General features: G+C 67.9%; 25 protein-coding genes and 1 tRNA gene. 22 read left to right on the top strand and 4 right to left on the bottom strand.

The window, feature by feature from the left end; translation table 11 throughout:
- The first annotated feature begins 47 nt into the window (after positions 1-47).
- Complete coding sequence (locus ACM9NP_RS12855) at positions 48-689, top strand: class I SAM-dependent methyltransferase (RefSeq protein ID WP_415646895.1); 642 nt, start codon at positions 48-50, stop codon at positions 687-689.
- Between the two features lie 323 nt (positions 690-1,012).
- Positions 1,013-2,119 (top strand): hypothetical protein, encoded by a 1,107-nt coding sequence (locus ACM9NP_RS12850; protein WP_415646894.1) that lies wholly within the window; start codon positions 1,013-1,015, stop codon positions 2,117-2,119.
- Positions 2,120-2,449: 330 nt separating this feature from the next.
- Here the strand turns inward: ACM9NP_RS12850 and ACM9NP_RS12845 are convergent, their stop codons facing one another.
- On the bottom strand, positions 2,450-3,007 hold the full coding sequence (locus tag ACM9NP_RS12845; protein WP_415646893.1) for a dihydrofolate reductase family protein: 558 nt from the start codon (positions 3,005-3,007) through the stop codon (positions 2,450-2,452).
- Positions 3,008-3,192: 185 nt separating this feature from the next.
- Between ACM9NP_RS12845 and ACM9NP_RS12840 the strand changes: the two genes are divergently transcribed.
- Both ACM9NP_RS12840 and ACM9NP_RS12835 read left to right on the top strand, forming a co-directional pair.
- Positions 3,193-4,848: an ABC-F family ATP-binding cassette domain-containing protein gene (locus ACM9NP_RS12840; protein ID WP_415646892.1), complete on the top strand. Its 1,656-nt coding sequence runs from the start codon at positions 3,193-3,195 to the stop codon at positions 4,846-4,848.
- 28 nt (positions 4,849-4,876) lie between these two features.
- A complete protein-coding gene (locus ACM9NP_RS12835; protein ID WP_415646891.1) occupies positions 4,877-5,641 on the top strand; it encodes a phytanoyl-CoA dioxygenase family protein in 765 nt (254 codons plus the stop codon).
- A gap of 228 nt (positions 5,642-5,869) precedes the next feature.
- Here ACM9NP_RS12835 and wrbA read toward each other — a convergent pair whose 3' ends face one another.
- Positions 5,870-6,496 carry an NAD(P)H:quinone oxidoreductase gene (wrbA, locus tag ACM9NP_RS12830; protein WP_415646890.1) on the bottom strand — a complete coding sequence of 209 codons (627 nt, stop codon included), beginning with the start codon at positions 6,494-6,496 and terminating at the stop codon, positions 5,870-5,872.
- 356 nt (positions 6,497-6,852) lie between these two features.
- On the opposite strand from wrbA, the gene ACM9NP_RS12825 reads away from it, so the two are divergent.
- The 6 genes from ACM9NP_RS12825 to ACM9NP_RS12800 all read left to right on the top strand — a co-directional run bounded on the left by ACM9NP_RS12825 (position 6,853) and on the right by ACM9NP_RS12800 (position 12,009).
- Positions 6,853-8,100, top strand: a complete 1,248-nt coding sequence (locus tag ACM9NP_RS12825) for an alpha/beta hydrolase family protein (protein WP_415646889.1) — start codon at positions 6,853-6,855, stop codon at positions 8,098-8,100.
- A 267-nt stretch (positions 8,101-8,367) separates the two neighbouring features.
- Positions 8,368-8,811, top strand: a complete 444-nt coding sequence (gene rplM, locus ACM9NP_RS12820) for a 50S ribosomal protein L13 (RefSeq protein ID WP_415646888.1) — start codon at positions 8,368-8,370, stop codon at positions 8,809-8,811.
- A 30-nt stretch (positions 8,812-8,841) separates the two neighbouring features.
- Positions 8,842-9,306 (top strand): 30S ribosomal protein S9, encoded by a 465-nt coding sequence (rpsI, locus tag ACM9NP_RS12815; RefSeq protein WP_415646887.1) that lies wholly within the window; start codon positions 8,842-8,844, stop codon positions 9,304-9,306.
- A 219-nt stretch (positions 9,307-9,525) separates the two neighbouring features.
- Positions 9,526-10,854 (top strand): phosphoglucosamine mutase, encoded by a 1,329-nt coding sequence (gene glmM, locus ACM9NP_RS12810; protein ID WP_415646886.1) that lies wholly within the window; start codon positions 9,526-9,528, stop codon positions 10,852-10,854.
- 44 nt (positions 10,855-10,898) lie between these two features.
- Complete coding sequence (locus tag ACM9NP_RS12805; protein WP_415646885.1) at positions 10,899-11,477, top strand: hypothetical protein; 579 nt, start codon at positions 10,899-10,901, stop codon at positions 11,475-11,477.
- 49 nt (positions 11,478-11,526) lie between these two features.
- Entirely contained in the window at positions 11,527-12,009 is a 483-nt protein-coding gene (locus ACM9NP_RS12800; protein ID WP_415646884.1) for a DUF4383 domain-containing protein, read from the top strand.
- Between the two features lie 51 nt (positions 12,010-12,060).
- Here ACM9NP_RS12800 and ACM9NP_RS12795 read toward each other — a convergent pair whose 3' ends face one another.
- A complete protein-coding gene (locus ACM9NP_RS12795; RefSeq protein WP_415646957.1) occupies positions 12,061-12,660 on the bottom strand; it encodes a TetR family transcriptional regulator in 600 nt (199 codons plus the stop codon).
- A gap of 35 nt (positions 12,661-12,695) precedes the next feature.
- Positions 12,696-13,691, bottom strand: coding sequence for an acyl-CoA desaturase (locus ACM9NP_RS12790; protein WP_415646883.1), 996 nt, complete (start codon positions 13,689-13,691; stop codon positions 12,696-12,698).
- Positions 13,692-14,020: 329 nt separating this feature from the next.
- Here ACM9NP_RS12790 and ACM9NP_RS12785 point away from each other — a divergent pair.
- The 12 genes from ACM9NP_RS12785 to ACM9NP_RS23975 all read left to right on the top strand — a co-directional run.
- A tRNA-Gln gene (locus ACM9NP_RS12785) sits at positions 14,021-14,091 on the top strand.
- A 341-nt stretch (positions 14,092-14,432) separates the two neighbouring features.
- Positions 14,433-15,860: a bifunctional UDP-N-acetylglucosamine diphosphorylase/glucosamine-1-phosphate N-acetyltransferase GlmU gene (gene glmU / locus ACM9NP_RS12780; protein WP_415646882.1), complete on the top strand. Its 1,428-nt coding sequence runs from the start codon at positions 14,433-14,435 to the stop codon at positions 15,858-15,860.
- A 704-nt stretch (positions 15,861-16,564) separates the two neighbouring features.
- Entirely contained in the window at positions 16,565-17,545 is a 981-nt protein-coding gene (locus tag ACM9NP_RS12775) for a ribose-phosphate diphosphokinase (protein WP_415646881.1), read from the top strand.
- 28 nt (positions 17,546-17,573) lie between these two features.
- Positions 17,574-18,245 (top strand): formylglycine-generating enzyme family protein, encoded by a 672-nt coding sequence (locus ACM9NP_RS12770; RefSeq protein ID WP_415646880.1) that lies wholly within the window; start codon positions 17,574-17,576, stop codon positions 18,243-18,245.
- A gap of 269 nt (positions 18,246-18,514) precedes the next feature.
- Entirely contained in the window at positions 18,515-19,105 is a 591-nt protein-coding gene (locus ACM9NP_RS12765; RefSeq protein ID WP_415646879.1) for a 50S ribosomal protein L25/general stress protein Ctc, read from the top strand.
- A gap of 7 nt (positions 19,106-19,112) precedes the next feature.
- Positions 19,113-19,700, top strand: coding sequence for an aminoacyl-tRNA hydrolase (gene pth, locus ACM9NP_RS12760; protein WP_415646878.1), 588 nt, complete (start codon positions 19,113-19,115; stop codon positions 19,698-19,700).
- A gap of 313 nt (positions 19,701-20,013) precedes the next feature.
- Complete coding sequence (locus ACM9NP_RS12755) at positions 20,014-21,483, top strand: sugar transferase (protein WP_415646877.1); 1,470 nt, start codon at positions 20,014-20,016, stop codon at positions 21,481-21,483.
- 29 nt (positions 21,484-21,512) lie between these two features.
- Complete coding sequence (locus ACM9NP_RS12750) at positions 21,513-22,295, top strand: inositol monophosphatase family protein (protein WP_415646956.1); 783 nt, start codon at positions 21,513-21,515, stop codon at positions 22,293-22,295.
- A 3-nt stretch (positions 22,296-22,298) separates the two neighbouring features.
- Positions 22,299-23,204, top strand: a complete 906-nt coding sequence (gene cysD / locus ACM9NP_RS12745) for a sulfate adenylyltransferase subunit CysD (RefSeq protein WP_415646876.1) — start codon at positions 22,299-22,301, stop codon at positions 23,202-23,204.
- Positions 23,205-24,467 carry a sulfate adenylyltransferase subunit CysN gene (gene cysN, locus ACM9NP_RS12740; RefSeq protein ID WP_415646875.1) on the top strand — a complete coding sequence of 421 codons (1,263 nt, stop codon included), beginning with the start codon at positions 23,205-23,207 and terminating at the stop codon, positions 24,465-24,467.
- A 142-nt stretch (positions 24,468-24,609) separates the two neighbouring features.
- Positions 24,610-25,470 carry an SPFH domain-containing protein gene (locus tag ACM9NP_RS12735; protein WP_415646874.1) on the top strand — a complete coding sequence of 287 codons (861 nt, stop codon included), beginning with the start codon at positions 24,610-24,612 and terminating at the stop codon, positions 25,468-25,470.
- Positions 25,470-25,614, top strand: a 145-nt coding sequence (locus ACM9NP_RS23975; RefSeq protein ID WP_462933505.1) for a type II toxin-antitoxin system antitoxin, incomplete at its 3' end; no start/stop codon positions are given. The genes ACM9NP_RS12735 and ACM9NP_RS23975, both read left to right, overlap by 1 nt.

Below are 25,614 nucleotides of genomic sequence, written 5' to 3'. Positions count from 1 at the left end.
CGCGAGGCGCGGATGTGACGCAGCGCGGCGTGGCCCACTGCCGCACAATGAACCCCGTGACCGAATCCGAACACTATTTCTCGGCGCGGCCCTCCTCGGCCGCGACCGATCGCGTCGTCGAATTCACCGCGGGCGGCGTCGACCTGCGATTGGACGCCTCCGCCGGAGTCTTCTCCTCGTCGCGGCTCGACCCCGGCACGGCGGTCCTGCTCCGCAAGGCGCCACTACCGAGCGGCGACGGTGAATACCTCGATCTGGGCTGTGGCTACGGTCCCATCACGGTGACCCTCGCGCGCGTCTCCACCGGCCGAGTCACCGCGGTCGACGTCAACGACCGTGCGCTGGAACTGGTGCGGCGCAACGCCGACAGTAACGACGTCGGGGACCGCGTCACCGCCGTCCTCCCAGACGAGGCACCGAAGGACAGGGTGTACGACGAGATCTGGTCGAACCCACCGATCCGTATCGGCAAGGACGCGCTCCACGTGCTCCTGCTGGAGTGGCTGCCGCGCCTGGCACACGGCGGAGTCGCGTGGCTCGTCGTCGCCCGCCACAAGGGCGCCGATTCGCTGGCGTCCTGGCTCGGCACGCACGGATTCACCGCCGTCAAACACGCCAGCCAGAAGGGCTACCGCGTTCTGCGCGTCACCCGCGCAGCCGACCGGGCATCCGAAGATCCACATAGCTGATCACCGCTCCTTCAGCGGTGCAACGGGAAGCGGCGAGCGCGACGCGTGCGGGCGCGTCGAGCCCGAAGGACGCCGGGTCTATCGTGGTGACGAAAAGGTTGTCTCGTCACCCAGCAGATCGGCTGCGGCGGCGTCGCGGTGTTCATGGTCGAACCACGTCAGCGGTTCGACGGTCGTCGCCCGCGTTGTCGGATCGTCGGCGTACGACACCGGTGTGCGGGCGATCCTCCGCCTCGCCGAGTGACGCCCTGACACGCGCCTCGCGCGACCTGAGGTAACGAGACAACCTCTAGTGGGTCATCGGTTCGAGGGGAGTCCACAGTATGAGGCGAATCGGAATGACGGCCGTCGCGGTGTTGTTCACGGCAGGTCTGTCCGGCTGCGGCGGCACTACCGTCACCGCGCTACCGTCGGCGTGCGCCGCCGTCTCACTGAAGACGGTCGACGCGCTCGTCGCCGACGCGCCCGGCATCGAGGACTCCTCCGGGCGGACCCTTCCCAAAGGCGACAACGGGGGCGGCGGCCAGTCGAACAGTTGTGAGTGGACATACGACCCGGTCGCGACGTTCGGGCCGCAGCGCACCGACGCCCCCGAGGCCGACAGCCGTTGGCTGCTAGGGCATTCCCTGACCGTTCGCTACACGTGGTGGCCCGACGCCGAGCGCGCGTGCGAAGCGGTGGCGTCGCCCGACGACGGCCTCGCCGCCGCCAAGACCTCGTCGATCGACCTCGGCGACACAGGGAACCAGAGCCGACTCGCCGGGGCGGACAGCTCCCGCGCCATCGTCCGATCCTGTGTAGACACACTGTCGATTGTGGCCGACTACTCCGTCGACGTCGCCACCTCCGGCGGATACACGCTCGACAGCGCACCCGACCCGTCCAGCGAGGACGTGGCGGCGGCCGTGCTCGACGTCGCCACCGAGGCCGTCGACGCCGTCACGAACCCCGACGACCGAACCTCCGAAGCGTCCGCCCCCGCGTCCGTCGCGACCGTCTGCGCGGACGTGCCACTGGACGCCGTGCAGGCGATCCCCGGCGCGACCGAGAACGTCGTCGAGAACCACAACGGCGAAGTCTGCCGCTGGGCCCAGGCCGGAGTTGACATGACGGACGTCGACCTCGACGACTCGACGGTCACCACCTCGAACTTCTCCCCGGTCACCGTCGAACTGACCGCCACCACCTACGACGGCGACACCGCGATCGCCGCCTCCGACATCGCGACGTGGACGGAGATCACCGGAGCGTCGGCGATCGACGACCGGCCCGACGCCGGGATTCTCACCTACTCGACCCTCGGGGGCAACGGCGCGACCCTCCGGTTCGCGCACGACGGCACCGCGTACACCCTCACCTGCGCCGAAGCCAACCCCGAGGGCGACCTCCTCCCGGCGCTCCTGGGCATCGTCGCCTCACTGACGACCTGACGCTTCCGACGAGCACGGATCCGTGTCAATCCAGTAGGGACACTCGCTTCGGCAGGCGATCGAGTTGCGCGGCTCGGGCGCCGCCTTGATGTCCACTGCGGAATGGTGTCCGTCGGTTAGCCGCCCCGCCAAGCCGAAGAACGGCCCGGTGGAGTGGTGAGTCGAAGAGTGCCCTTAGGACCTGCGCGCGTAGGGCCTTTCAGCGCGAGCGGTGTGCACCAACGTGACGGAACTGCCACCCTGGCGCGATTGGCAACGTTCTCCACGTTCGTAGCGTGAACCTGAGCCGGTGTTCCGAGGCTGCGCGTGAGGGTGCGGTTCCCCGCGTCGTTAATGAAGGCGGTAGCGGAGGTGGACGACGCCGTTGCTGAATCGGTGCTCGTCGATGAGTTCGAGGTCTGCGCGTGCGTCCGTCGGCAGTGCGGGGTTGCGTCCACCGAGGACGACGGGCCAGACGAACAGAGCGAGCTCGTCGACCAGTCCGGCGGCGAGAGCCTGTGCCGCGAGGTTCGGGCCACCGATCAAGAGATCCCTGGTGGCGGCGGCCTTCAGGTCGTGCACCGCGCTGGGGTCGAAGTGGCGTTCGATCCGAGTGTTCGCGGTGGACGGCTCGGTGAGGGTCGAGGAATAGACGACCTTGTCCGCCGCCTGCCATGCGCCGGCGTAGTCGGCCGTGAGGTCCGACCGCGCGGCCAGGGTGGGGTCGGTCTCCCAGACGGCCAGTGTCTCGTACATGCGCCGCCCGTAGAGGTATGTGCCGGCAGATCGCATGACGTTGGTGATGACGGCGAAGACGTCGTCATCCGGCGGAGCCCAGTCGAAGGCACCGTGTTCGTCCTCGGTGCAGCCGTCGAGCGACATGTTCGACGCGTAGATCAACTTCGCCATGACCGTTCCTTCATCGCCGTCGACGGGTCTCGATCGCCTCGCCGTCCAACCTTAGCCCCGCGCGAGTGGGGAGGTGACCGTCCACCAGTCCTGGGGATGTCTCGCGTCACGGTCGGCTCGGCGCGTCTACGTCGACCACGAAAATCGCTGGACGCTGGGTCGGAGCCCGAGCAGACTGACCGGTCATGGGCTATATCGACGTTGCCGGGGTCTCCCACGTGCTGCCGGACGGGCGCGTTCTCTTCTCGGACGTCTCATTCCGTGTCGGCGAGGGCATGAAGGTCGCGCTCATCGGCGCGAACGGCACCGGCAAGACCACGCTGATGCGGATGATCGCCGGTGATCTCGATCCCACGTCCGGCGTCATCGCCCGGCAGGGTGGTCTCGGGGTGATGCGCCAGCTCGTCGGCATGCGCGAAGGCGAACAGACGCTGTCGGTGCTGGCGTTGACGCTCGCGCCACCATCGGTGCGGGCCCTCGGGCAACGCCTGGCGACCGCCGCCGACCGGCTCGCCGAGGCCGAGAAACGCGGCAAGTACTCGACGGCGGCCGAACGCGCGCAGCTGGACTACGCCGACGCGATCACCGCGTGGGGCGACGCGGGCGGCTACGAGTTCGAGGTCCTGTGCGACACCGTCTCGGTGCTGATCCTCGGCCTGCCGTGGGACGAGACCCGCGACCGTCCCCTTCAGACATTGTCGGGTGGCGAGCAGAAGCGTTTCGCGTTGGAACTGCTGCTGCGCGGCCCCGAAGAGGTGCTGCTGCTCGACGAGCCGGACAACTTCCTGGACGTCCCCGCCAAGCGGGAACTGGAGGCGCGCATCCGGGAGTCGGACAAGTCGATCCTGTTCGTCTCCCACGATCGTGAGGTCCTCGCCAACTGCGCGCAGCGGATCGTCACCTTGGAGTCCGGCGACGTCTGGATCCACGGCGGCGGATTCGCGACCTGGCACGACGCCCGGGTCGCCCGGCACGACCGGTTGGAGGAGCTGCGTCGCCGCTGGGACGAGGAGCATCAGAGGCTCAAAGAGCTCGTCATCATGTACCGGGCGAAGGCGAAGTACAACTCGGACATGGCATCCAGGCTGCGCGCGGCGGAGACCAGACTGGCCAAGTTCGAGGCGGCCGGGCCACCGCCGCTGCCCCCGAAGGAACAGAACATCCAGATGAAACTGCGCGGCGGTCGCACCGGTAAGCGCGCGATCATCTGCGAACAGCTCGAACTCGACGGCTTGACGTACCCCTTCGACCTGGAGGTCTGGTACGGGGACCGCGTCGCGGTACTCGGGGCCAACGGCACCGGAAAGTCCCACTTTCTGCGGCTGCTCGCCCAGCAGGGCGACGGGATCGCCACGGGCGCGATGACACCCGTCGAGCACTCCGGCGTCGCTCGGCTCGGCGCGCGCGTTCGTCCGGGGCATTTCTCGCAGACCCACGAACATCCCGAGTTCGCGGGCCGGACGCTGCGCACGATCCTGTGGGAGGGCGACGAGGAGCGCCCGTCTCTGGACAGATCGGCGGCCATGAACGCGCTCAACCGGTACGACTTGACGGCGCAGTCGGAGCAGACCTTCGACACGTTGTCCGGCGGTCAGCAGGCCCGGTTCATGGTGCTGTTGTTGGAACTGTCCGGCGCGACCGCGTTGCTGCTGGACGAGCCGACCGACAACCTCGACCTCGCGAGCGCCGAGGCTCTTGAGGAGGGGCTCGCGGCGTTCGAGGGCACCGTCCTCGCCGTCACCCACGACCGCTGGTTCACCCGAGGCTTCGACAGGTTCGTCCTGTTCGCGGGCGACGGAGAGGTCAGCGAAACCCCCGAACCCGTGTGGGACGTCAGATGACCCACATTAGAGACACATAGGAGTGTTGATGCTCGCCCCCGAACAGATCGAGGCGTTCGTCCGCGACGGTTTCGTACGCGTTCCGGCGGCCTTCGACGCGCGGACGGCCGCGACCTGCCGCGATGAGTTGTGGCGCGAGATCGGTTACGACGCCGAGGATCCCGCGACCTGGGTGGAGCCGGTCGTGCGTGTCTGGCACATGCACACCGAACCGTTCCGGGCCGCCGTCAACACCCCGGCGCTGCACGCGGCGTTCGACGCCCTCGTCGGCGCGGGCCGCTGGGTGCCGCGCGGGGGAGTGGGCTCGCTGCCGCTGCGGTTCCCGCACGCGGACGCCGCCGAGGACACCGGGTGGCACGTCGACACGAGCTTCGCCGACGACGAGGGTCGGTCGCGCGCCAACCTGCGATCACGCGAGCGCGCGCTGCTCATGTTGTTCCTGTTCACCGATGTCGGTGAGGACGACGCGCCGACGCGGATCCGGGTCGGTTCGCATCGGGACACGGCCCGCGCCCTGGCCTCGGCGGGCGAGACGGGCCTGGAGTTCATGGAGCTCGCGGGCGCGGTCGCCGACGTGACCGCCGACCATCCGGAGGCGTACGCGACGGGCGCGGCGGGCGACGTCTACCTGTGCCACCCGTTCCTCGTCCATGCGGCCCAGGACATTCGGGGCACCCGACCGCGTTTCATGGCGCAGCCGCCGCTCGTCCCCGTCGGTGATTTCGATCCGGACGCCGAGAACCCGGTCCCGGTGGAGCGGGCCATCGCCGAAGCACTGCGCGAACGGCGCTGAGACCCCAAGGATCTCCGCTTGGTTGGGCAAAAGTCCCGCTTGGTTGGGCAAATTGCGAAAACACGCCTGTTTTGAACATTTGCCCAACCAAGCGGAGAATTTGCCCAACCAAGCCAAAGTTTCTGGAGTTCTGGAGTTCTGGGAGCTCGGGAGCTCGGGAGCTCGGGAGCGTGGGTACTGCGGGTCCTCGGCGGCCTGAACGAGGCGCCGAGAGCAGACCGACCGGTCTCAACCGCCGACCCCGCCGCGCAGCAGCGCCTGGGCGATCGTGACGGTGCGGCGGGTCTGGAAGCGCATCGCGTCGCGCTGCACCTGGCCGGGTAGCGGCTGGTCGGGCGTGCCGCTGACATGACTCGTGCCGTAAGGATTCCCGGTCGCGAACTGGATCGGATCGGCGTAGCCGGGCGGGACGATGATGCAGCCCCAGTGGTAGAAGGTGTTGTTCAGCGCGGTGATCGTGGTTTCGTGGCCGCCGTGCTTCGTTGCCGTCGCGGTGAACGACGACACGACCTTGTTGACGAGCTTTCCGGACTCCCACAGCGGTCCGGACGTGTCGATGAACTGCTTGATCTGCGACGTCGGGAGCCCGTACCGGGTCGGCGTGCCGAACAGGACGACGTCGGCCCAGTCGAGGTCCTCCAGGCCCGCGACCGGGATGTCCTTCGTCGCGCGGACGTGCTCCGCCCATGCCGGGTTCGACGCGATCGCGCCCTCCGGGGCGAGCTCCGCGACCTTCCTGAGCCGGACCTCGGCGCCGTCGATCGCCTCGGCCTCCTCGGCGGCGGTCCGGGCGAGCTCGTAGACGGTCCCGGTGGACGAGTAGTAGATGATCGCGACGTTGACGGCGGTCGGCATGGGACGCGTCCTCTCGGGTCGGGCTTTGGTGACATTCCGTGTCGATCCTAGGTAGGCCGGGCCCTGTGATCGGGCGAATCGCACGCGTTCAGCCACCGAGGCATCGAACGCGGACCTGACGGGCCGGGCGGATTCGAGGCCACGCCCGCGTTGTCGCCGGTGTCGCCCGCCGAAACCGCGCCACGAAACCGCGCCACGAAACCGCAGACCGAAACCCCGCCCTGAGGAAGCCGTCGATCTCGACGTCGGCCCGGACGCCTCGATGGGCCGTTCGGTCGGTACCGCCCCCATGTGGGCATTGCTAATCTTCGATCTTTCGGCCCACTTTGCCCCCAGGATCGAGCAGGACGGCGCTCATGACGAAGCCCGACAGTGCCCCAGTCGGCGACACCCTTCCCGTCGACGAGACCGGTGCCGAGGAGCCGACACCGTCCACCGATCCCGTCGAATCCATGATGGACGACGAAGCGGCGATCGTCGAGGAACCCGCCCGGAGACGGCGCGGCTGGACGCGATGGCTCGTCATCGGCGTCTCGGCGTTGCTGGTCCTGCTGCTCGTCGCGCTCGGCGGCGCCGGCTGGTACTTCTCGGGGCAGGTCGTGGACGTCGTGCACGGCCCGCATTCCTACCCGTACCCGGTGGTGGCGGTCGACGACGACACCGTGACACTTCCGAACAACCACGACACGACCCGCGTCGGAGTGTGGGGGCTCGACTGGGGCGACGGTCGCGCGGTCATCGGTGAGATCACCGACATCAACCCGGAGACCGTGACTCGACGCCTGCTGGAGGGCGACCGACCCACCGAGGGCACCGACACCCGCATCGACACGTGGGCGTACGCGACCGATCCGCAGACCGACTTCGGACTCGCATACTCCACGGTGGACATCGAGGGAAAGTTGGGGAAGTTCCCCGCCTGGTACGTCCCGGCCGACGGTGACACCTGGGTGATCGCGGTCCACGGACGCAACGCGTCGCCTGGCGAGGCGCTGCGGGCCCTGCCGCGATTCCACGAGAGCGGCTTCCCTCTCCTGTCGGTGACGCATCGCAACGACGTCGGCGCCCCCGATTCCCCGGACGGCCTGCATCACCTGGGCGCCACCGAATGGGAGGACGTGTCGGCCGCCGTCGACTACGCGGTGGACAACGGCGCCCGCTCGGTCGTCCTGGCGGGCTGGTCGATGGGCGGCGCCGTCGTCATGTCAACTCTGCGCAATATGGACGATCCCGGGCTCGTCGCGGGAGTCGTCCTCGACTCGCCGGTCCTGGACTGGTCGTCGACGCTCGACAAGCAGGGTGAGCTGCGGAGCCTGCCGGGCATACTCACCGACGTCGCGAAACTGATCGTCGAATGGCGCGTCGACGTCGATCTGGACGACCTCGATCAGCGTTTGATCGCCGCCGACCTGACGACGCCGATCCTGCTGTACTGCGACATCGCCGACGAGACGGTCGCCGCCGACGCGTCCCTGGAGTTCGCCGAGGCGGTCCCGGCCGAGTTGATGACACTGGTGACGACCGAGGTCGGTCACACCGCGTCGTGGAACGAGGACCCCGAGGCGTACGAGGCGGCGTTGGCGACCTTCCTGGCGCGTCTGTGACGTTACTCGAACACGCGTGTTTCGCCTGTTCGCGGGGTGGATCGCCGTGAGTGGGCGCCACCCCGGCCCGGCAGGATCGCCCCCGGTGTGGGCGAGTAGTATCGACTGCTGTTGTGCGAGCCAGCGGGTCGTGCCCGAAAACGGGTACCCCGCCTGAGCTGTCCCGCGAATGAACTCACCACCCGGTGAGGCATTCGGGCGGCGCCGGCGCCTTTCCCGGCGACGGGGTTCGTGTTCCAAGACCGACAACGAGAGCAAGGTAATCCTGTGCGTACCTTCAGTCCGAAGCCGGGTGACATCACCCGACAGTGGCACATCATCGACGCCGAGGGCGTCGTGCTCGGCCGCCTGGCCAGCCAGGTTGCGCAGCTGCTGCGCGGCAAACACAAGCCGACGTTCGCGCCCCACGTTGACACCGGCGACTTCGTCGTCATCATCAACGCCGGAAAGGTCGTCCTGACCGGTAACAAGCGTGACACCAAGATGGCGTACCGCCACTCTGGTTACCCCGGTGGTCTCAAGAAGACTCCGTACTCCGTGCTGTTGGAGACCAAGCCCGAGCGGGCCGTGCAGCAGGCCGTCAAGGGCATGCTTCCGCACAACAAGCTCGGCCGCAAGATGCTGACCAAGCTGAAGGTGTACGCGGCCGCGGAGCACCCGCACGCCGCCCAGCAGCCCCAGCCGTACGAGATCACGCAGATCGCGCAGTAGGCGCGCACCGGATAAGGAAGCTTTTACATCATGAGCGAAATCACCCAAGCCGTCCCGACCCCGGCCGCCGTTCCCGCCGCGCCCCCGGTCGCTCCCGCCATCCCGCACGACCGCCCGGTGCAGACGGTCGGCCGCCGCAAGCGCGCCGTCGTTCGTGCCCGCCTGGTCCCCGGAACCGGCAAGTTCGTCCTCAATGGACGTGACCTCAGCACCTACTTCCCGAGCAAGGTGCACCAGCAGATCGTCGCCGAGCCGCTCGTCACCACCGAGCGCACCGAGTCCTTCGACGTTCTCGCGAACCTGCACGGTGGCGGCGTCACCGGCCAGGCCGGTGCCCTGCGTCTGGCGATCGCGCGCGCGCTGATCGAGCTGGACCCGGAGGTCCGCCCCGCCCTCAAGCGGGCCGGTTTCCTGACGCGTGACCCGCGTGAGAAGGAAAGCAAGAAGTACGGCCTCAAGAAGGCCCGTAAGGCGCCTCAGTACTCGAAGCGTTAGTTCTTCCCGACGGGGCCAGGCACAGCCTGGCCCCGTTCGCCGTACCGTGTTCATAACAGCATCATCGGCCGCGACCGACCCGAGATCCGCGACGACGAGCATCTGGACACGGCAGAAACCGTTATCCAGGAACGACTCTCGCCTCGCCCACGGCAGCCTCGGATACGTCTCGCCCGTTGTGAGATGACCAGATAGATTCGCCGACCAAAGGGGACGCACGTGGGACGACTGTTCGGTACCGACGGAATCCGCGCTCAGGCCAACTCCGCGCTGACGCCGGAACTGGCGATGACGGTCGCGCAAGCCGCCGTCGAGGTGCTCGCCCGAACCGACGGCGGCCGGTGCACGGTCGTGGTCGGGCGCGACCCGCGAGCGTCCGGCGAGATGCTGGAGGCCGCGATCTGCGCGGGTCTGACGAGCGTCGGCGCCGACGTCGTTCGCGTCGGCGTGCTGCCGACCCCGGCCGTCGCGTACGTCATCGCGGCGACGGGCGCCGACTTCGGCGTCATGTTGTCGGCGAGTCACAATCCCATGCCGGACAACGGAATCAAGCTGTTCGCCGCGGGCGGGGAGAAACTGTCCGACGCGACGGAGGACGCCATCGAGCGTGCCTGCGACTCGCCGCATCCGCGCCCCGTCGGCGCCGAGATCGGCCGCGTTCGCGACCTCGTCGACGGCGCCGAGCATTACATCGAACACCTGCTGTCGTCTCTGCCGCAACGGATCGAAGGCCTGCACGTCGTCGTCGACTGCGCGAACGGCGCCGCGTCGGCCGTCGCCCCCGAGGTGTACCGGCGGGCAGGCGCGACCGTGACGACGATCTGCGCGGAACCCAACGGCCTCAACATCAACGACGGTTGCGGCTCCACACATCTCGACGTGGTCTCGCGCGCGGTCGTCGAGGCTGGCGCGGACCTGGGCATCGCCCACGACGGGGACGCCGACCGGTGCCTCGCCGTCGACCACACCGGCGCCACGATCGACGGTGACCAGATCATGGCTATCCTCGCGATCGCGATGAAGGAGGCGGGCACTCTCACCCGCGACACCCTCGTGGCGACCGTGATGAGCAACCTCGGTCTGCACACCGCGATGAGCGACGCGGGCGTCTCCCTGTTGACGACGGCGGTCGGCGACCGGTACGTCCTGGAGCAGCTCAACGCCGACGGTCTCGCCCTCGGCGGAGAGCAAAGTGGACATATCATCATGCCGTCGCACGCGACGACCGGGGACGGCCTGCTGACCGCGCTGCACCTCATGGCTCGCGTCGCGGCGACGGGTTCCCGTCTCTCCGAGCTCGCTGCCGTCATGCGCCACGCGCCGCAGATCCTCATCAACGTCCCCGTCACGGACAAGACCGTCATCGACGCCGAACCCGTGCGGAAGCTGCTCGACCACCACACGACCACGCTGGGAACGCGCGGCAGGATCGTGCTGCGTCCGTCCGGAACGGAACCGATCGTGCGCGTCATGGTCGAGGCCGCCACCGCCGAAACCGCCGAAACCGTCGCCGCCGAGATAGCCGAAGCGGTGCGCGCGCACAGCTGACCCCCGCCACCCCTCGGCGTCCCCCACACCCCTCAAGGACCGCCATGATGGACATACCCTATCCGTGGAATGTCGTGACCGGTGTCGCGTGCCTGCTCATCCTCCTCGGGTTCTTCGGGTGGCTGTACGTCGGCGATCGCCGTCAGCGCGCCCGTTTCCGAGCGTGGGCACACGCGCACGGCCTGGCCTATACCTTCGGCGCGACACTGCCCGCTCCGAGTCGGGGCGCGCCGTTCGCCGACGGCTTCCGCCAGCGGCACCAGTTCATCGGCCGCTACGACGAGCACCCGATCACCGTCACCGAGTACCGGCACGATCGACCGCTGCGAACCGCGACGGTCGTCGTCGCGGGGACCGTCGATGTCAACGCCCCGGCCTTCGACGTCACCGCCGACATGATCGAAGGCCCACCACCACTATCCATTCAGGATTGGGAAGAGATGGCGGAGCGGCTGGGACGTTCCCCCGACATCCACTACCGGCTTGAGAACGGGCGACTGATGCTGATCCGGCGGTACCAGATGATCGACCTCGATCAGGTCGAAGCCGACGCCGAACACCTGGCCGCGCTGTGTCGCCAGATCGCCGTCCCCGGCCGCCCCCCGAAAGCGGCACCACATTAATCGACCGTCCCGGCGAGGTCGTCTGAGGTGATCAGCGACAATCACCCTCGTGGATCATCTACCTGTCAATCATCAACTACGGCCGCTGTGGCGTGGGCTGGCGTTCTTCGCCGGTGTTTACATGCTCGTCTTCGGCATCGTCGGTTTCGTCGCCTCCACCGGTGACGGCCTCGAATGGTTCGCCCAGTCCGGCCTTCCGAGCGCCCTCGGTCTCAAGGCCAACCCGGCGTTCTCGCTGCTGTCGATCGTCGTCGGCGCGATCGTCGTGCTCGGCGTGCTGATCGGGCGCAACGTCGACCGGGTCGTCAACCTCGTCGCCGGGTCGATTCAGCTGCTCGCGAGCATGGGCATGCTCGCCGTGCTGCGCACCGACCTCAACTTCCTCGGTTTCAGCGTCGCGACGTGCGTCGTGTCGTCCATCCTCGGTCTGACGCTGCTCACCGCGGGGCTGTACGGGAAGGTCGGCCCCCGTTCGGCCGAGCAGGCCCAGAACCAGCACAGGCACCGCGTCGTCGGTGGAGACAACACCTGATCGCCTCCCGCACGTGCTCCCTTCCCCCGGTCGATCTCGGCCGGGGGTTCGTCATTCCTCAGTAGACTCCAGGGACGGCTTCATCTCCAGATGGGACAGACCGTTCCACGCGAGGTTCACCAGATGCGCGGCGACCACCTCCTTCTTCGGCTTCCGCGCCTCCAGCCACCAGCGACCGGTCAACGCGACCATGCCGACGAGCGCCTGCGAGTACAACTCGGCCAGCTTGGGGTCGAAGCCGCGTTCGGAGAACTCCTTACCGAGGATGCCCTCGGCCTGGTGCGCCACGTCGTTCAAAATGGACGAGAAGTTGCCGGCGCCCGACGCCACGGGCGAATCTCTCACCAGCACCCGGAACCCGTCCGTGTCGCCCTCGATGTAGTCGAGGAGCGCCAGCGCCGCCTGTTCGACGAGGACGCGCGGGTGCCCGCCCGTCAGCGCCTTGGTCACCCTGTCCAGCAGGGCCCGCACCTCCCGGTCGACGACGACCGCGTACAGGCCCTCCTTGCCCCCGAAGTGCTCGTACACCACGGGTTTGGAGACCTTCGCGCGTGCCGCGATCTCCTCCACGCTCGTCCCGTCGAAGCCCCGTTCGGCAAAAGCGCGCCGCGCTACGGATATCAACTGCTCTCGGCGTTGAGCCGATGACATCCGAACGCGGCGCGTTGTATTCGAATTCTTATCGCTCACCCACGTAGTTTGTCCTGCCCGCTCGTCATCCGCTTACTCAGCCTCTCCCGGTTCGGCCAGCGGACGTTCGACGCCCAGCCGAGTTTCTCGAAGAACCAGATGATGCGGGCCGACGTGTCGATCTGACCGCGCATGACGCCGTGGCGGGCGCAGGTCGGGTCGCTGTGGTGAAGGTTGTGCCACGACTCGCCCATCGACAGGAGCGCGAGCGGCCAGAAGTTCGAGGCCTTGTCGCCGTCACGGGTCGCGAAGGGGCGTTCGCCGTAGACGTGACAGACCGAGTTGATCGACCACGTGACGTGGTGCAGGAACGCGATGCGGATGAGGCCACCCCAGAGGAACGCCGTCAGGGCGCCCTGCCAGGACCAGGTGATGAGGCCACCCGCGACGGCGGGGGCGATGAGCGTCAGCGCGAACAGCAGGCCGAAGAGGTTGTCGACCCGACGGATGTCCTTGTCGGCGACGAGGTCCGGCGCGAAACGGTCGCGATTGGACATGTCGCGGTCGAACATCCAGCCGACATGCGCGTGGAACAGGCCCTTCGTCAGTGCCCAGAAGCCGCTGCCGTAACGCCAAGGGGAGTGCGGGTCTCCCTCGCGGTCGGAGAACGCGTGGTGGCGGCGGTGGTCGGCGACCCACTGGATCACGGAGCCTTCCGCGGAGAGGGAACCCGCGACGGCGAGCGAGACTCGCAGCCAGCGCTTGGCCTTGAAACTGCCGTGAGTGAAGTATCGGTGGAAACCGATCGTCACGCCGAAGCCCGAGACGTTGTACATGATGACGGCGATCGCGACGTCCACCCACGACAGTCCCCAGCCCCACAGGAGCGGAATGGCGATCGCCAGAGCGAAGAACGGTGCGATGACGACGAACCAGAGGCCGATGAGCGTGCCTCGGCTCTGTTTTCCGACGGTCAGTGGTTTGGGTTCGGCGACGGTGTCCGCACTGGTGCCACCGGGGGCGACCGATTCGATGCCGGTGAACGCGCTCATGAGTGTCCTCGCAGGTAGAGCAAGCAGTTTGCAGCGCGACCAAGCGGTGACGGTAGCGCCTACGAAACCGTAACTTACGCAAGCGTAGGAAGGGAATGGGGAAAACCCCCGGATTGGGGGTGGCGTTTCCGTCACCTTTTGTCGTGTCACGGTGTCGTCTGGTGAGGATCTTGGCGCGCTTCGGGTCCACGGATGATCCCGGAGTCGGCGGGGCGGGCGCTCCGGTACGTCGATTCGCGGCTTCCGGCTCGGCGTCGGCTAAGGCGGGTGCGCCACGCGTGGGCGAACGGGTAGGGTGGACGTGGAAAACGGCCCGCGCAACGGGCCGATCCCGGATCGTCTAATGGCAGGACAGCGCCCTTTGAAGGCGTACGTGGAGGTTCGAATCCTCCTCCGGGAGCTCATCCCCATCCGAAGTGGGAGACCACTTCCACCAACGGCGCCGATCACTTCCCCGCCAATTCTCCGTCGATTCCCGTACCTGCGCCCCCGGCATTCGATTGCCGCCGTTCACGTTTCGACATCGTCCGCCTGGCCGGACCACCGTCCATTCCGCTTGGTTGGTTAAACGTCTCGCTTGGTTGGGCAAATTGCGAAAACACGCCTGTTTCGAACATTTGCCCAACCAAGCGGAACTTTTGCCCAACCAAGCGGAGACCCTGATAGGGGAAGAAACCGGGGCGGACGGGTCGGCTGGATACGATGACACGTCGTGATTTCCGATCAGAGGGGCCGGTGTACATGAGCGCAGCACGGGTAGTCGTGGTGTTGGCGGCGGGAATGGGAACGCGGATGAAGTCCGCCCTCCCGAAGGTGCTGCATCCGATGCTCGGGCGGTCGCTGCTCGGGCATGTCCTGAACGCGTCCCGCGCGGTCCGGGCGGACCACACCGTCGTCGTTGTCGGCAAGGCCGGGGGCGACCGGGTCACCGAACACGTAACCGGCATCGCCCCGCAGGCGTCCATCGCGCTGCAACCGGTCATGCGCGGCACCGGCGACGCCGCGAGGGTCGCGCTGAACAGCCTCCCCGACGTCGAAGGCACGGTCGTCGTCCTAGGCGCGGACACACCGCTCCTTCGCCCGGAGACCGTGGAACAGCTCGCCGCCGAGCACGAGGCCTCCGGCAGGGCGGCGACCGTGTTGACGGCGCGCGTCGCCGACCCGGCCGGATTCGGGCGGATCGTTCGCGACCGTTCCGGCGACGTCGTCGGCATCGTCGAACATCGCGACGCCGACCCCGAACAACTCCGCATCGACGAGATCAACTCGGGCATCTACGCGTTCACGATCGGGCCGCTGCGGTCAGCGTTGTCCCGCCTGACGACCGACAACGACCAAGGCGAGGAGTACCTCACCGACACACTCGAACTGCTCATGGCGGACGGGCACGGGATCGGCGCCTTCGTCGCCGCCGACGCCGCCGAGACCTTGGGCTGCAACGATCGCGCCCAGTTCGCGGGCCTGCGGTCGCTGCTGCGGGACCGGATCAACACCGAGCTCATGCGCGCGGGCGTCACGATGGACGACCCGGCGTCGACGTGGGTCGACGTGACCGCCGTGATCGAGCCGGACGTGACGCTGCGTCCCGGAGTCCAGGTGGAGGGCGCGACCAGGATCGCGTCCGGCGCCGTCATCGGCCCCGACTCGACCTTGGTCGACACGGTCGTGGGGGAGAACGCGACGGTGACGCGGGCGCACTGCGTCGAGGCCGAGGTCGGGCCGTCCGCGTCGGTCGGTCCGTACGCCTACCTGCGGCCCGCCGCGGTGCTGTTGGAGGGCGCGAAGGTCGGCACCTTCGTCGAGGTCAAGAAGTCGACCGTCGGCGAAGGCGCGAAGGTGCCGCACCTGACGTACGCGGGTGACGCGACGATCGGCGCGGGCGCCAACATCGGCGCGGGCACCATCTTCGCCAACTACGACGGCGTTGCCAAGCACCCGACGGACATCGGTGAGGCCGTGTTCGTCGGCTCGAACTCCGTCCTCGTCGCGCCGGTCGCGATCGGCGACGGCGCGTACGTCGCCGCCGGGAGCGCGGTCGCCGAGGACGTCCCACCGGGCGCGCTCGGGGTGGCGCGCGGCCGTCAGCACAACTCGGACGGTTGGGTCGAACGGCGTCGGGCCGGAACCAAGAGCGCCGACGCGGCGAAGCGGGCCGGTTCGAGCGACTGAGCCTCCACGTCGAGCGGGTCCGGGCGGACGCGTTGTGAGGCAAAGGTGTTCGGCGAACACGGCTTCCACCCGCGTCCCCGGCGTGCCAGGGCCGCGTCGGGACAGCGCCGGGACCAGTCGAGCGGGTCCGGCTTTGGATTTAGGGCCGCGTCGGGACAGCGCGGGGACCAGTCGAGCAGGTTCCGGCTTTGGATTGAGCGCCGCGTCGGGCCGGCGCCGGGACCAGTGGGCCAGAGCCTTTGGCGTGAGCGCCGCGTGGCGTGGGAACAGTGCAAGATCACCTCTCGCGCACCGATGGTCCGTGCCGGCGGGCTCGGGTGCGGCGCCGCAGGGCCGACGACGGCGCGCGAGACCGACTCGCGGTCGCGTCCGGAAGACGCGTTCCCCGCACGCTTCCGAGTCCGGATTCCGGCGAAGCGGCCGCCCCGCCGGAGCGGTCATCGGCGCGGGCGATCCGCCACGCGGCGGACCGCGGTTCGCGCCCCTCACGTGCCGAAACGTCACGGCGCGACCGGTCTCAGCGGGCCAGCGATCGTCCACGGTCGAGGCGTCGCGCCGCGGCCGTGGAGCCGCCGGTCAGCGAGTCGCTCCGCGCGGCGGAGATCAATTCCACATTTGCTGGGGCAAGTTCCCTCGCGGTCGTGGTCGGCGAGCAAGACTGTCCGAGTCGAGTTACTCAGCCGTAGACACGAGGGTGTGCCCTGATGGCCAGCATTTCCGCCGAGAATCCCAAGAATCTGATGTTGTTTTCCGGCCGGGCGTACCCCGAGCTGGCGGAGGAGATCGGGGAGCATCTCGGCGTGGCGCCGACGCCGGCCGACGCCTACTCGTTCGCGAACGGCGAGCTGTTCGTCCGGTACCGGGAATCGGTCCGTGGCTGTGACGCGTTCGTCGTGCAGTCGATGACGGCTCCGATCAACCGTTGGGTCATGGAAACGCTGATCATGATCGACGCCCTCAAGCGTGGTTCGGCGAAGCGCATCACCGTGGTCCTGCCGTTCTATCCCTACGCGCGACAGGACAAGAAGCACCGTGGCCGGGAACCGATCTCGGCGCGACTCGTCGCCGACCTGTTGAAGACGGCGGGCGCGAACCGCATCCTCACCGTCGACCTGCACACGGCGCAGATCCAGGGTTTCTTCGACGGCCCCGTCGACCACCTGTTCGCGATGGAGACCCTTGCCTCCTATATGGAGGAGAAGTACTCGGGTCGGCCGCTGGCCGTCGTCGCGCCGGACTCCGGTCGCGTCCGCGTCGCCGAACGCTGGACGGACCGGATGGGCGGCACCCCCCTCGCCTTCATTCACAAGACGCGAGACCCGTTGCGCCCCAACGAGATTGTCGCCAACACGGTCGTCGGTGACGTCGCGGGCCGGGTCTGCCTCCTCATCGACGACATGATCGACACCGGCGGCACCATCTGCCGCGCGGCGGAGATGCTGGACGCGGCGGGCGCCGCCGACGTCGTCATCGGCGCGACTCACGCGATCTTCTCGGACCCGGCGATAGCCCGCCTCGAGGCCGCCCCGTGCAGCGAGGTCGTCGTGACGAACACGCTCCCGCTGCCCGCCGACCACGGCCTCTCGAAGCTCACGGTCCTGTCGGTCGCCCCGCTCATCGCCAAGGCGATCAGCGAGGTCTTCCGCGACGGCTCCGTGACCACCCTCTTCGGCGGCCTGTCCTAGGCCGTCGGTGTCGGTGGAGGTCGAGCGCGTGGAGCTGATTCCCGTTCCGCGCGGCCTAGTCACCTTGTCGGACCGCCGGACCGAAACGCGTTGGTCCGTCGACGTGGCGCCGTTTCGCATCGCCGAGTTCCCGGTCACCCAGGACGTCTACGCCCGGTTGACCGGGAAACGCCCGAGCGCCTCGCGGGGTGACCGCCTTCCCGTCGAGAGCGTCACCTGGAATGACGCGATCGCCTTCTGCAACGCCCTGTCCGTCCACGAGGGTGCCACTCCCGCGTACCGCGTCGACCCGGACGAGGTGGACGCCGCGGATGGCGCGGGCGTCGACTGGGACGCCTCCGCCGACGGCTACAGGTTGCCGACCGAAGCCGAGTGGGAGCACGCGTGCCGCGCGGGCACGGCCGGTCCCCGGTACGGCGACCTCGACGAGATCGCCTGGTACCGAGCGAACTCCGGCGAACGGATTCGCGATGTCGGGGGTCGGCGCCCCAACGCCTGGGGCTTGCACGACATGCTGGGTGACGTGTGGGAGTGGTGTTGGGACGTCTACGATCCCGAGGTATACGGTCCGTACCGTGTCCTTCGTGGCGGTGGTTGGTTCGATGAGCACTGGAGCTGTCGGGCGTCCGTGCGACGCCGCAGCCACCCCACATTGCGCATCGACGACGTCGGTTTTCGGGTCGCCCGTTCGGGGGCGTGAGCGATTCGTTCGGTGATTCGCCGAAAACGGAACGGGGCCGCGTCAACCGGCGCTCACACGCCGAGACGGACGGATCGTCGCAGGCTGGGGCCGTGCGGGCGAAACGGCGTCCCGGTGTAAGCTACTTCGGTTGCCACGGCGAGGGCGTGTGGTGGGCTGACCCCACCGTATGCCGTGATCGACGCGGGCTCTTCGGTTGTCGCTTGTCGGCGCCGCGCGCACGTGTCGAGCGCCATCATCCTTTTCGAGAAAGTCATTGGAGCGTTTCCGTGTCCGAGGTCCGTATTAGCGCCGAGCCCCGTACTGAGTTCGGCAAGGGTGGCGCGCGCCGTACGCGCCGGGCCGGGAAGATCCCCGCCGTTCTGTACGGCCACGGTGAGCAGCCGAAGCACGTCGCGCTGCCCTCTCTGGAGTTCACCAACCTCATTCGTCGCGGTGGCATGAACCAGCTGATGACCGTCGAGATCTCCGACGGCACCAGCGAGCTGGCGCTGCCGAAGGCGTTGCAGCGCGACCCGATCAAGGACACCATCGACCACGTCGACCTGCTGCTCGTCCGTCGCGGCGAGATCGTGACCGTCGACGTCCGCATCAACATCGTCGGTGAGCCCGAGAAGGGCGGCCTGCTCGTCACCGAGAACGACACCATCACCGTCGAGGCCGACGCCACCGCCATCCCCGACTCGATCGACGTCTCGATCGAAGGTCTCGCGGTCGGTGGCCACGTCACTGCCGCCGACGTCACCCTCCCCACCGGTTCGACGCTCGTGAGCGAGCCCGAGACGACGCTGGTCTCCCTGACCCAGCCGCGCTCCGAAGTCTCCGCCGAGAACGGCGAGGACGCCGAGGCCGAGGCCTAATCCAGTCATGGCGGATTCACCGTTCCTCGTCGTCGGCCTCGGCAACCCCGGGCCGAAGTACGCCGGTAACCGCCACAACGTTGGTTTCATGGTCGCCGATCTGCTCTCACAGCGGATCGGCGGCCGTTTTTCGCGCAATGCCCGCACCCGCTCCGAGGTGTGCGAGGGGCGGCTCGGCATCGGCGGGCCGCAGGTCGTCATCGTCAAGCCCTTGACGTACATGAACGTCTCCGGTCAGTCGGTGGGTCCGCTCGCGACGTTCTTCAAGGTGCCGGACGAGCGCATCATCGTCGTGCACGACGAACTGGACCTGCCGTTCGGAGTGCTGCGCCTGAAGTCGGGCGGCGGCGAGGGCGGCCACAACGGTCTGAAGTCGATCTCGCAGGCGCTCGGGGCGAAGTCCTATGTCCGAGCCCGGTTCGGCATCGGTCGTCCCCCGGGCCGGATGGACCCGGCCGCGTACGTCCTGCGTGACTTCTCCGCGGACGAGCGCACCGAGCTGCCGCTGTTCATGGAGTTGACGGCCGACGCGGTCGAGGCCGTCATGACCGATGGCCTCACGGCCGCCCAGAATCGGTTCCACACGCCAGCCTGAGCGGTCTCGCCGGTTCCGTCCATTCCTGACGGTTGTCGACAGAGGACCGTCATTTCGAAGTCCTCCCTTCCCCCATCAAGCCGAAGGCCGTTTCGGATCGGCCGAATCATCGTGATGGTGGATTCCTTGTGTCCCAAGGGTTATCGGGGCTCATGCCTCGCGGTTGGTCGAGTGTGGTGGTCCTCGACGCCCGAAATGGCGCAATAACGACAAGTGATCTCCTTATCACGCATAGGCTGGGAGCTTGCCGTTACCTACTCTCGAGCGCCACGTTATACGCGATGACGGGCTTGGTGCCTTTTTTGGGGGTTGTGTGGTTTCCGAAGTAGCCGATGGCGCGCGCCATCAGGTTCCGCGTGCCGAATCCGACCGTGATCTCGGTCGGCGGCGGGGTTGGCAGAGCAGGTACATCGTCGCGATCGGCCTGTCCGACGCGGCCGCCGCGCTGGTCGGCGCCGCCGTGGCGTTCCTCGCCCGTTTCGGCGAGGTGTCCGTCCACAATCAGGTCTATGTGGTCATGCTGGTGGTGATGCCTTTGACCTGGGTCGGGACCTGTGCCCTGAACGGCTGTTACGAGGCCAGGCACCTGTACGTGGGGACCAGCGAGTATCAGCGCGTCCTGCACGCGGGCCTATGGGTGATGGCCTGCGTCGCGATCGTCTCGTACGGTTTCGAGTTGCCGACGTCGCGCATGTTCGTGCTGGTGGCGCTCCCCGTGACGATCGCGACGGCGATCCTGCTGCGGTTCTGTTGGCGTAAGTGGTTGCACGCGATGCGGGCGACGGGTCGGTGCGTCCGGCGGGCCGTCCTGGTCGGTCATGAGGTGCCGGTCGCCGCGTTGACCCGGCAGTTGCGGCGGGAGCACTTCCACGGGCTGCACGTCGTCGGCGCGTGCCTGCCGGGTGGCCGCGCGGTCGGGCCGTTCCTCGACGTCGACGCCCGCGTCTACGGCGATTTCGGCGCGGCGGGCGCTGCCGTGACCGCCGCGAACGCCGACACGGTGATCGTCCTGTCCTGCCCCGAGTTGGACGGCGTTCCGCTGCGGCGGCTGGCGTGGCAGTTGGAGCGCGGCGACGTCGACCTGATCCTCTCGAGCGGGCTCGTCGACGTCGCGGGCGCGCGCACGAGCGTCCGCCCGGTCGACGGCCTGCCGATGCTGCATGTGGAGCATGCCCGGTTGACGGGTGGGCGGCGACTCGTGAAGGAGGTCTTCGACCGCGTCGTGGCCCTAGTGCTGCTGGGGTTGTTCGCGCCGCTGCTGGCGGCGGTGGCGGTCGTGGTCCAGTTCGGTTCGCCTGGCGCGGTGCTGTTCTCGCAGGTCCGGGTTGGACGTGACGGCGTGCCTTTCACGATGTGGAAGTTCCGGTCGATGTACGCGGACGCCCCCGCGCGGCTGGCGGAGTTGCTGGAGCACAACGAGTCCGAAGTTCTGTTCAAGATGCGCGACGATCCGCGGGTGACGCCCGCGGGCCGGTTCCTGCGTCGGTTCTCGATCGACGAACTGCCGCAGCTGTGGAACGTCGTGCGCGGTGACATGTCCCTCGTCGGGCCGCGCCCACCACTTCCGTCCGAAGTAGACATGTATCCGGAGGATGTGCGTCGCCGCCTGGCCGTCAAGCCGGGCCTGACGGGCCTGTGGCAGATCTCGGGGCGGGCCGACCTCCCCTGGGAGGAGGCGGTGCGGCTCGACCTGCGGTATGTCGAGCACTGGTCGTTGACCCTGGACCTGGTTATATTGGCGCGAACGGTGACCGCGGTCCTGCGTTCGTCGGGGGCTTACTGATGGATCGGCGAGGCCAAAGCATGACCACTATGGAACTATCGGACGCCGAGGTCGCCGCCCTGCTCGCCGAGGAGGCCGGAGCGTGGCTGCTGAAGCTGCGCGACGAGCGCGGTTTCGACGACCCGACGGCCCTGCGCCGCGACGGCGACATCGGCTCGCACCGGCTGATCATGGCCGCCCTTCGCCAGCGGTTCCCCGACGACGCGGTGCTGTCGGAGGAAGGCGAGGGCGAGTCCGGGCGCACCGGTTCCGCTCGCCTGTCCGCCTCACGCGTCTGGATCGTCGACCCGCTCGACGGCACCCGCGAGTACGGCGAGGCCGGACGCTCCGACTGGGCCGTGCACGTCGCACTGTGGAAGGACGGCGCGTTGTCGGACGGCGCGGTCGCGCTGCCCGCCGCCGGGCACGTCCTGTCCAGCGACGCCCCGCCGTCGCCGCGATGGACCGACCGTCGCCCCCGCATCGCCGTGAGCCGCAGTCGACCGCCCGCCCTCGTCGAATCCGTCGCAACCGCGCTGGACGCGGAGCTCGTGCCGATGGGCTCCGCCGGTGCGAAGGTCGCCGCCGTCGTGTTGGGTAGGGTGGACGCCTACGTCCACGCGGGCGGCCAGTACGAATGGGATTCTGCTGCGCCCGTCGCCGTCGCCCGCGCGGCCGGACTGCACACGTCGCGAATCGATGGCGCTTCGCTGACGTACAACAATCCCGACCCCAAACTCACCGACCTGGTCGTGTGCCGTCCCGATTTGGCGACCCGATTGCTCGCCGCGATCGCCGACGCGCCCACGCCCCCGACCGCCCGAAAGGAGTGAACAGTGAGTACCGACTATCGCATCAGCCACCTCGACGCCCTCGAATCCGAGGCCGTCTACATCTTCCGGGAGGTGATCGCGACCTGTAGCCGTCCGGTCCTGTTGTTCTCGGGCGGCAAGGACTCCATCGTCATGCTGCATCTGGCCGCGAAGGCCTTCGCGCCCGCGCCGATCCCATTCCCGGTGATGCATGTGGACACCGGGCACAACTTCGCGGAGGTCCTCGACTACCGCGACGCGACGGTCGCCCGCCTCGGCGTCGACCTCGTCGTCGCCTCCGTGGAGGAGGGCATCACCTCGGGACTCGTCGTCGAGCCGCCCGACGGCATCCGCAACCGCATCCAGACTCCCGTCCTTCTGGACGCCGTCGAGAAGTACCGCTTCGACGCGCTGTTCGGCGGAGCCCGTCGCGATGAGGAGAAGGCCCGCGCGAAGGAGCGCGTCTTCTCGTTCCGGGACGAGTTCGGCCAGTGGGACCCGAAGAACCAACGCCCCGAGCTGTGGAGCCTGTACAACGGTCGCGTCAACGCGGGTGAGTCGATCCGCGTGTTTCCGCTGTCCAACTGGACCGAGCTCGACATCTGGCACTACATCGCCGCCCAGGGCATCGACCTGCCGACGATCTACTTCGCTCACGAGCGCGAGGTCGTCGAGCGCGACGGCATGTTGTACGGCGTCGGCGACTTCGTCCGGCCGCGTCCCGGCGAGGCGACGAGCCGACGGGTCGTCCGGTACCGCACGGTCGGGGACGCCTCGTGCACGGCCGCGGTGCCGTCGACGGCCGCGACGGTCGCGGAGGTGATCGACGAGGTCGCCGCGACCCGGATCACCGAGCGCGGCGCGACTCGCGGCGACGACCGCGTGTCCGAGTCGGCGATGGAAGACCGCAAGCGGGAAGGATACTTCTAAGTGGACACCACTGAGTTGTTGCGGTTCGCGACCGCCGGCAGCGTCGACGACGGCAAGAGCACCCTCATCGGCCGCCTGCTGTACGACACGAAGACCCTGTTCGACGACCAGCTGTCGGCCGTGGAGTCGGTGAGCCGCGCTCGCGGCGACGAGTACACGGACTTGGCGCTGTTGACCGACGGTCTGCGCGCGGAGCGGGAGCAGGGCATCACGATCGATGTCGCCTACCGGTACTTCGCGACGCCGAAGCGGAAGTTCATCATCGCCGACACCCCCGGGCACATTCAGTACACGCGCAACATGGTGACGGGCGCGTCGACGGCCGACCTGGCGCTGATCCTGGTCGACGCCCGCAAGGGCCTGGTGGAGCAGTCGAGGCGGCACGCCTTCCTGTGCTCGCTGCTTCGCGTGCCGCACCTCGTGTTGTGCGTCAACAAGATGGACCTGGTCGATTACGACCAGGACGTCTTCGATCGCATCGCGTCGGAGTTCACGGCCTTCGCGACGAAGCTCGACATCCCGGACCTGACCGTCATCCCGATCTCCGCCCTGCGCGGGGACAATGTGGTCAGTCGTTCGGAGAACATGCCGTGGTACGAGGGCACGTCCTTGCTGCATCACCTGGAGAACGTGCACATCGCGTCCGACCGCAACCTCGTCGACGTCCGGTTCCCCGTGCAGTACGTGATCCGGCCGCATTCGAACGCCAACCACGACTACCGGGGTTACGCGGGTCAGGTCGCGTCGGGCGTGATGAAGCCCGGTGACGAGGTGATGGTGCTCCCGAGCGGTTTCACGACGCGGATCGCGTCGATCGAGACGGCGGACGGTCCGGTCGAACAGGCGTTTCCGCCGATGTCGGTGACGGTGCGCTTGGAGGACGAACTGGACGTGTCGCGCGGCGACATGATCTGCCGCCCGAACAATCGCCCGCAGGCGGCGCAGGACGTCGAGGCGATGATCTGCTGGATGGACGAGAAGCAACCGTTGCAGCGCGGCCGCAAGTACGCGATCGCCCATACGACGCGTGCGGCGCGGACCATCGTCAAGGAACTCCACTATCGACTGGATGTCAACACCCTGCATCGCGACGAGAAGGCGGAAGGCTTGGGTCTCAACGAGATCGGCCGCGTCCGTCTGAGGACCACGCTTCCGTTGCTCTGCGACGAGTACCGCCGCAACCGGGCGACCGGAGGTTTCATCATCATCGATGAGGCGACGAACCGCACGGTCGGCGCGGGCATCGTCGTCGAGGCCGCCTGACTTTCGAACTGTTCTTTACGGCGCCGCCGCATCGGAATCCGGTGCGGCGGCGCTTTCGCGTTCACCCGTTCCGGTTCGACTGGGCGACACCGGATACCATAGTGATATCACTTTGAAATCCCCCTCGGTTTTGGAGCACGAAATGGATAAGCCCGCCCCCAAATTCTCCGGCTTTGTCGGGATCGCGTTGTTCGCGATCTACGTGTTGGCCGCGTTCGTCGCGATCGTGCTCATCCCCGAAGACGTTCGCGAGATCGTCATCGTCGGGGCGTCCGTATTCGCCGCACTCCTGGTGATCCCGCTCAGCGGTCTCGTCGTCGTCGACCCGAACGAGGCGAAGGTCGTGCAGTTCTTCGGCAACTATGTCGGCACGATCGACCAGCCCGGTTTCTGGTGCACATGGCCGTTGACGGCGAAGCGGACAGTGAGCCGCCGCGTCCGCAACTTCGAGACGGCCGCCGCGAAGGTCAACGACGCCGACGGCAACCCGGTCGAGATCGCCGCCGTGATCGTGTGGCGCGTCCGGGACGCGGCGAGAGCCGTGTTCTCCGTCGACTCCTATATGTCCTATGTGTCGATTCAGGCCGAGTCGGCCCTGCGTCACTTGGCGACCTGCTACCCGTACGACTCGCACGGTTCCGACCGGATGAGCCTGCGGGACGGCTCGCAGGTCGCCGAGGAGTTGACACAGGAGTTGCGCGAGCGCGCCGCCGAGGCCGGCATCGATATCATCGAAACCCGCATCACACACCTCGCGTACGCGCCGGAGATCGCTCAGGCGATGTTGCGTCGCCAGCAGGCGAGCGCCGTCGTCGCGGCCCGTCAGCAGATCGTCGAGGGTGCGGTCAGCATGGTCCACCTGGCGCTGGAGAAGATCGAAGAGGAGCACATGGTCGTACTCGACGAGGAGCGCCGGGCCGCGATGGTGTCGAACCTGCTGGTCGTCCTGTGCTCCGACCACGCGACGCAGCCGGTGGTCAACGCGGGTTCGCTGTATTCCTGATGTCGCAACGCAAGAACGTGCTCGTGCGGCTCGACCCGGCCGTGCACGCCGCCATCGCCAAATGGGCGGCCGACGATCTGCGGTCGGTGAACGCCCAGATCGAGTACGCCTTGCGCCGGGCGCTGAAGGCGGCGGGCCGTACCC

This window comes from Stackebrandtia soli, assembly GCF_965137155.1.
GTDB lineage: Bacteria > Actinomycetota > Actinomycetes > Mycobacteriales > Micromonosporaceae > Stackebrandtia > Stackebrandtia soli.
Note: the sequence above shows the minus strand (reverse complement) of the source record. Positions and strands in the feature narration are given on the sequence as shown.

Coding starts and splice junctions, on each gene's coding strand:
- ACM9NP_RS12855 (WP_415646895.1), top strand. CDS start 48: ATGAACCCCGTGACCGAATCCGAACACTATTTCTCGGCGCGGCCCTCC.
- ACM9NP_RS12795 (WP_415646957.1), bottom strand. CDS start 12,660: ATGTCATCGGCTCAACGCCGAGAGCAGTTGATATCCGTAGCGCGGCGC.
- glmU (WP_415646882.1), top strand. CDS start 14,433: ATGAGCGCAGCACGGGTAGTCGTGGTGTTGGCGGCGGGAATGGGAACG.
- wrbA (WP_415646890.1), bottom strand. CDS start 6,496: ATGCCGACCGCCGTCAACGTCGCGATCATCTACTACTCGTCCACCGGG.
- ACM9NP_RS12735 (WP_415646874.1), top strand. CDS start 24,610: ATGGATAAGCCCGCCCCCAAATTCTCCGGCTTTGTCGGGATCGCGTTG.
- ACM9NP_RS12775 (WP_415646881.1), top strand. CDS start 16,565: ATGGCCAGCATTTCCGCCGAGAATCCCAAGAATCTGATGTTGTTTTCC.
- pth (WP_415646878.1), top strand. CDS start 19,113: ATGGCGGATTCACCGTTCCTCGTCGTCGGCCTCGGCAACCCCGGGCCG.
- ACM9NP_RS12835 (WP_415646891.1), top strand. CDS start 4,877: ATGCTCGCCCCCGAACAGATCGAGGCGTTCGTCCGCGACGGTTTCGTA.
- ACM9NP_RS12840 (WP_415646892.1), top strand. CDS start 3,193: ATGGGCTATATCGACGTTGCCGGGGTCTCCCACGTGCTGCCGGACGGG.
- ACM9NP_RS12790 (WP_415646883.1), bottom strand. CDS start 13,691: ATGAGCGCGTTCACCGGCATCGAATCGGTCGCCCCCGGTGGCACCAGT.
- ACM9NP_RS12825 (WP_415646889.1), top strand. CDS start 6,853: ATGACGAAGCCCGACAGTGCCCCAGTCGGCGACACCCTTCCCGTCGAC.
- rpsI (WP_415646887.1), top strand. CDS start 8,842: ATGAGCGAAATCACCCAAGCCGTCCCGACCCCGGCCGCCGTTCCCGCC.
- ACM9NP_RS12850 (WP_415646894.1), top strand. CDS start 1,013: ATGAGGCGAATCGGAATGACGGCCGTCGCGGTGTTGTTCACGGCAGGT.
- ACM9NP_RS12805 (WP_415646885.1), top strand. CDS start 10,899: ATGATGGACATACCCTATCCGTGGAATGTCGTGACCGGTGTCGCGTGC.
- ACM9NP_RS12845 (WP_415646893.1), bottom strand. CDS start 3,007: ATGGCGAAGTTGATCTACGCGTCGAACATGTCGCTCGACGGCTGCACC.
- ACM9NP_RS12750 (WP_415646956.1), top strand. CDS start 21,513: ATGGAACTATCGGACGCCGAGGTCGCCGCCCTGCTCGCCGAGGAGGCC.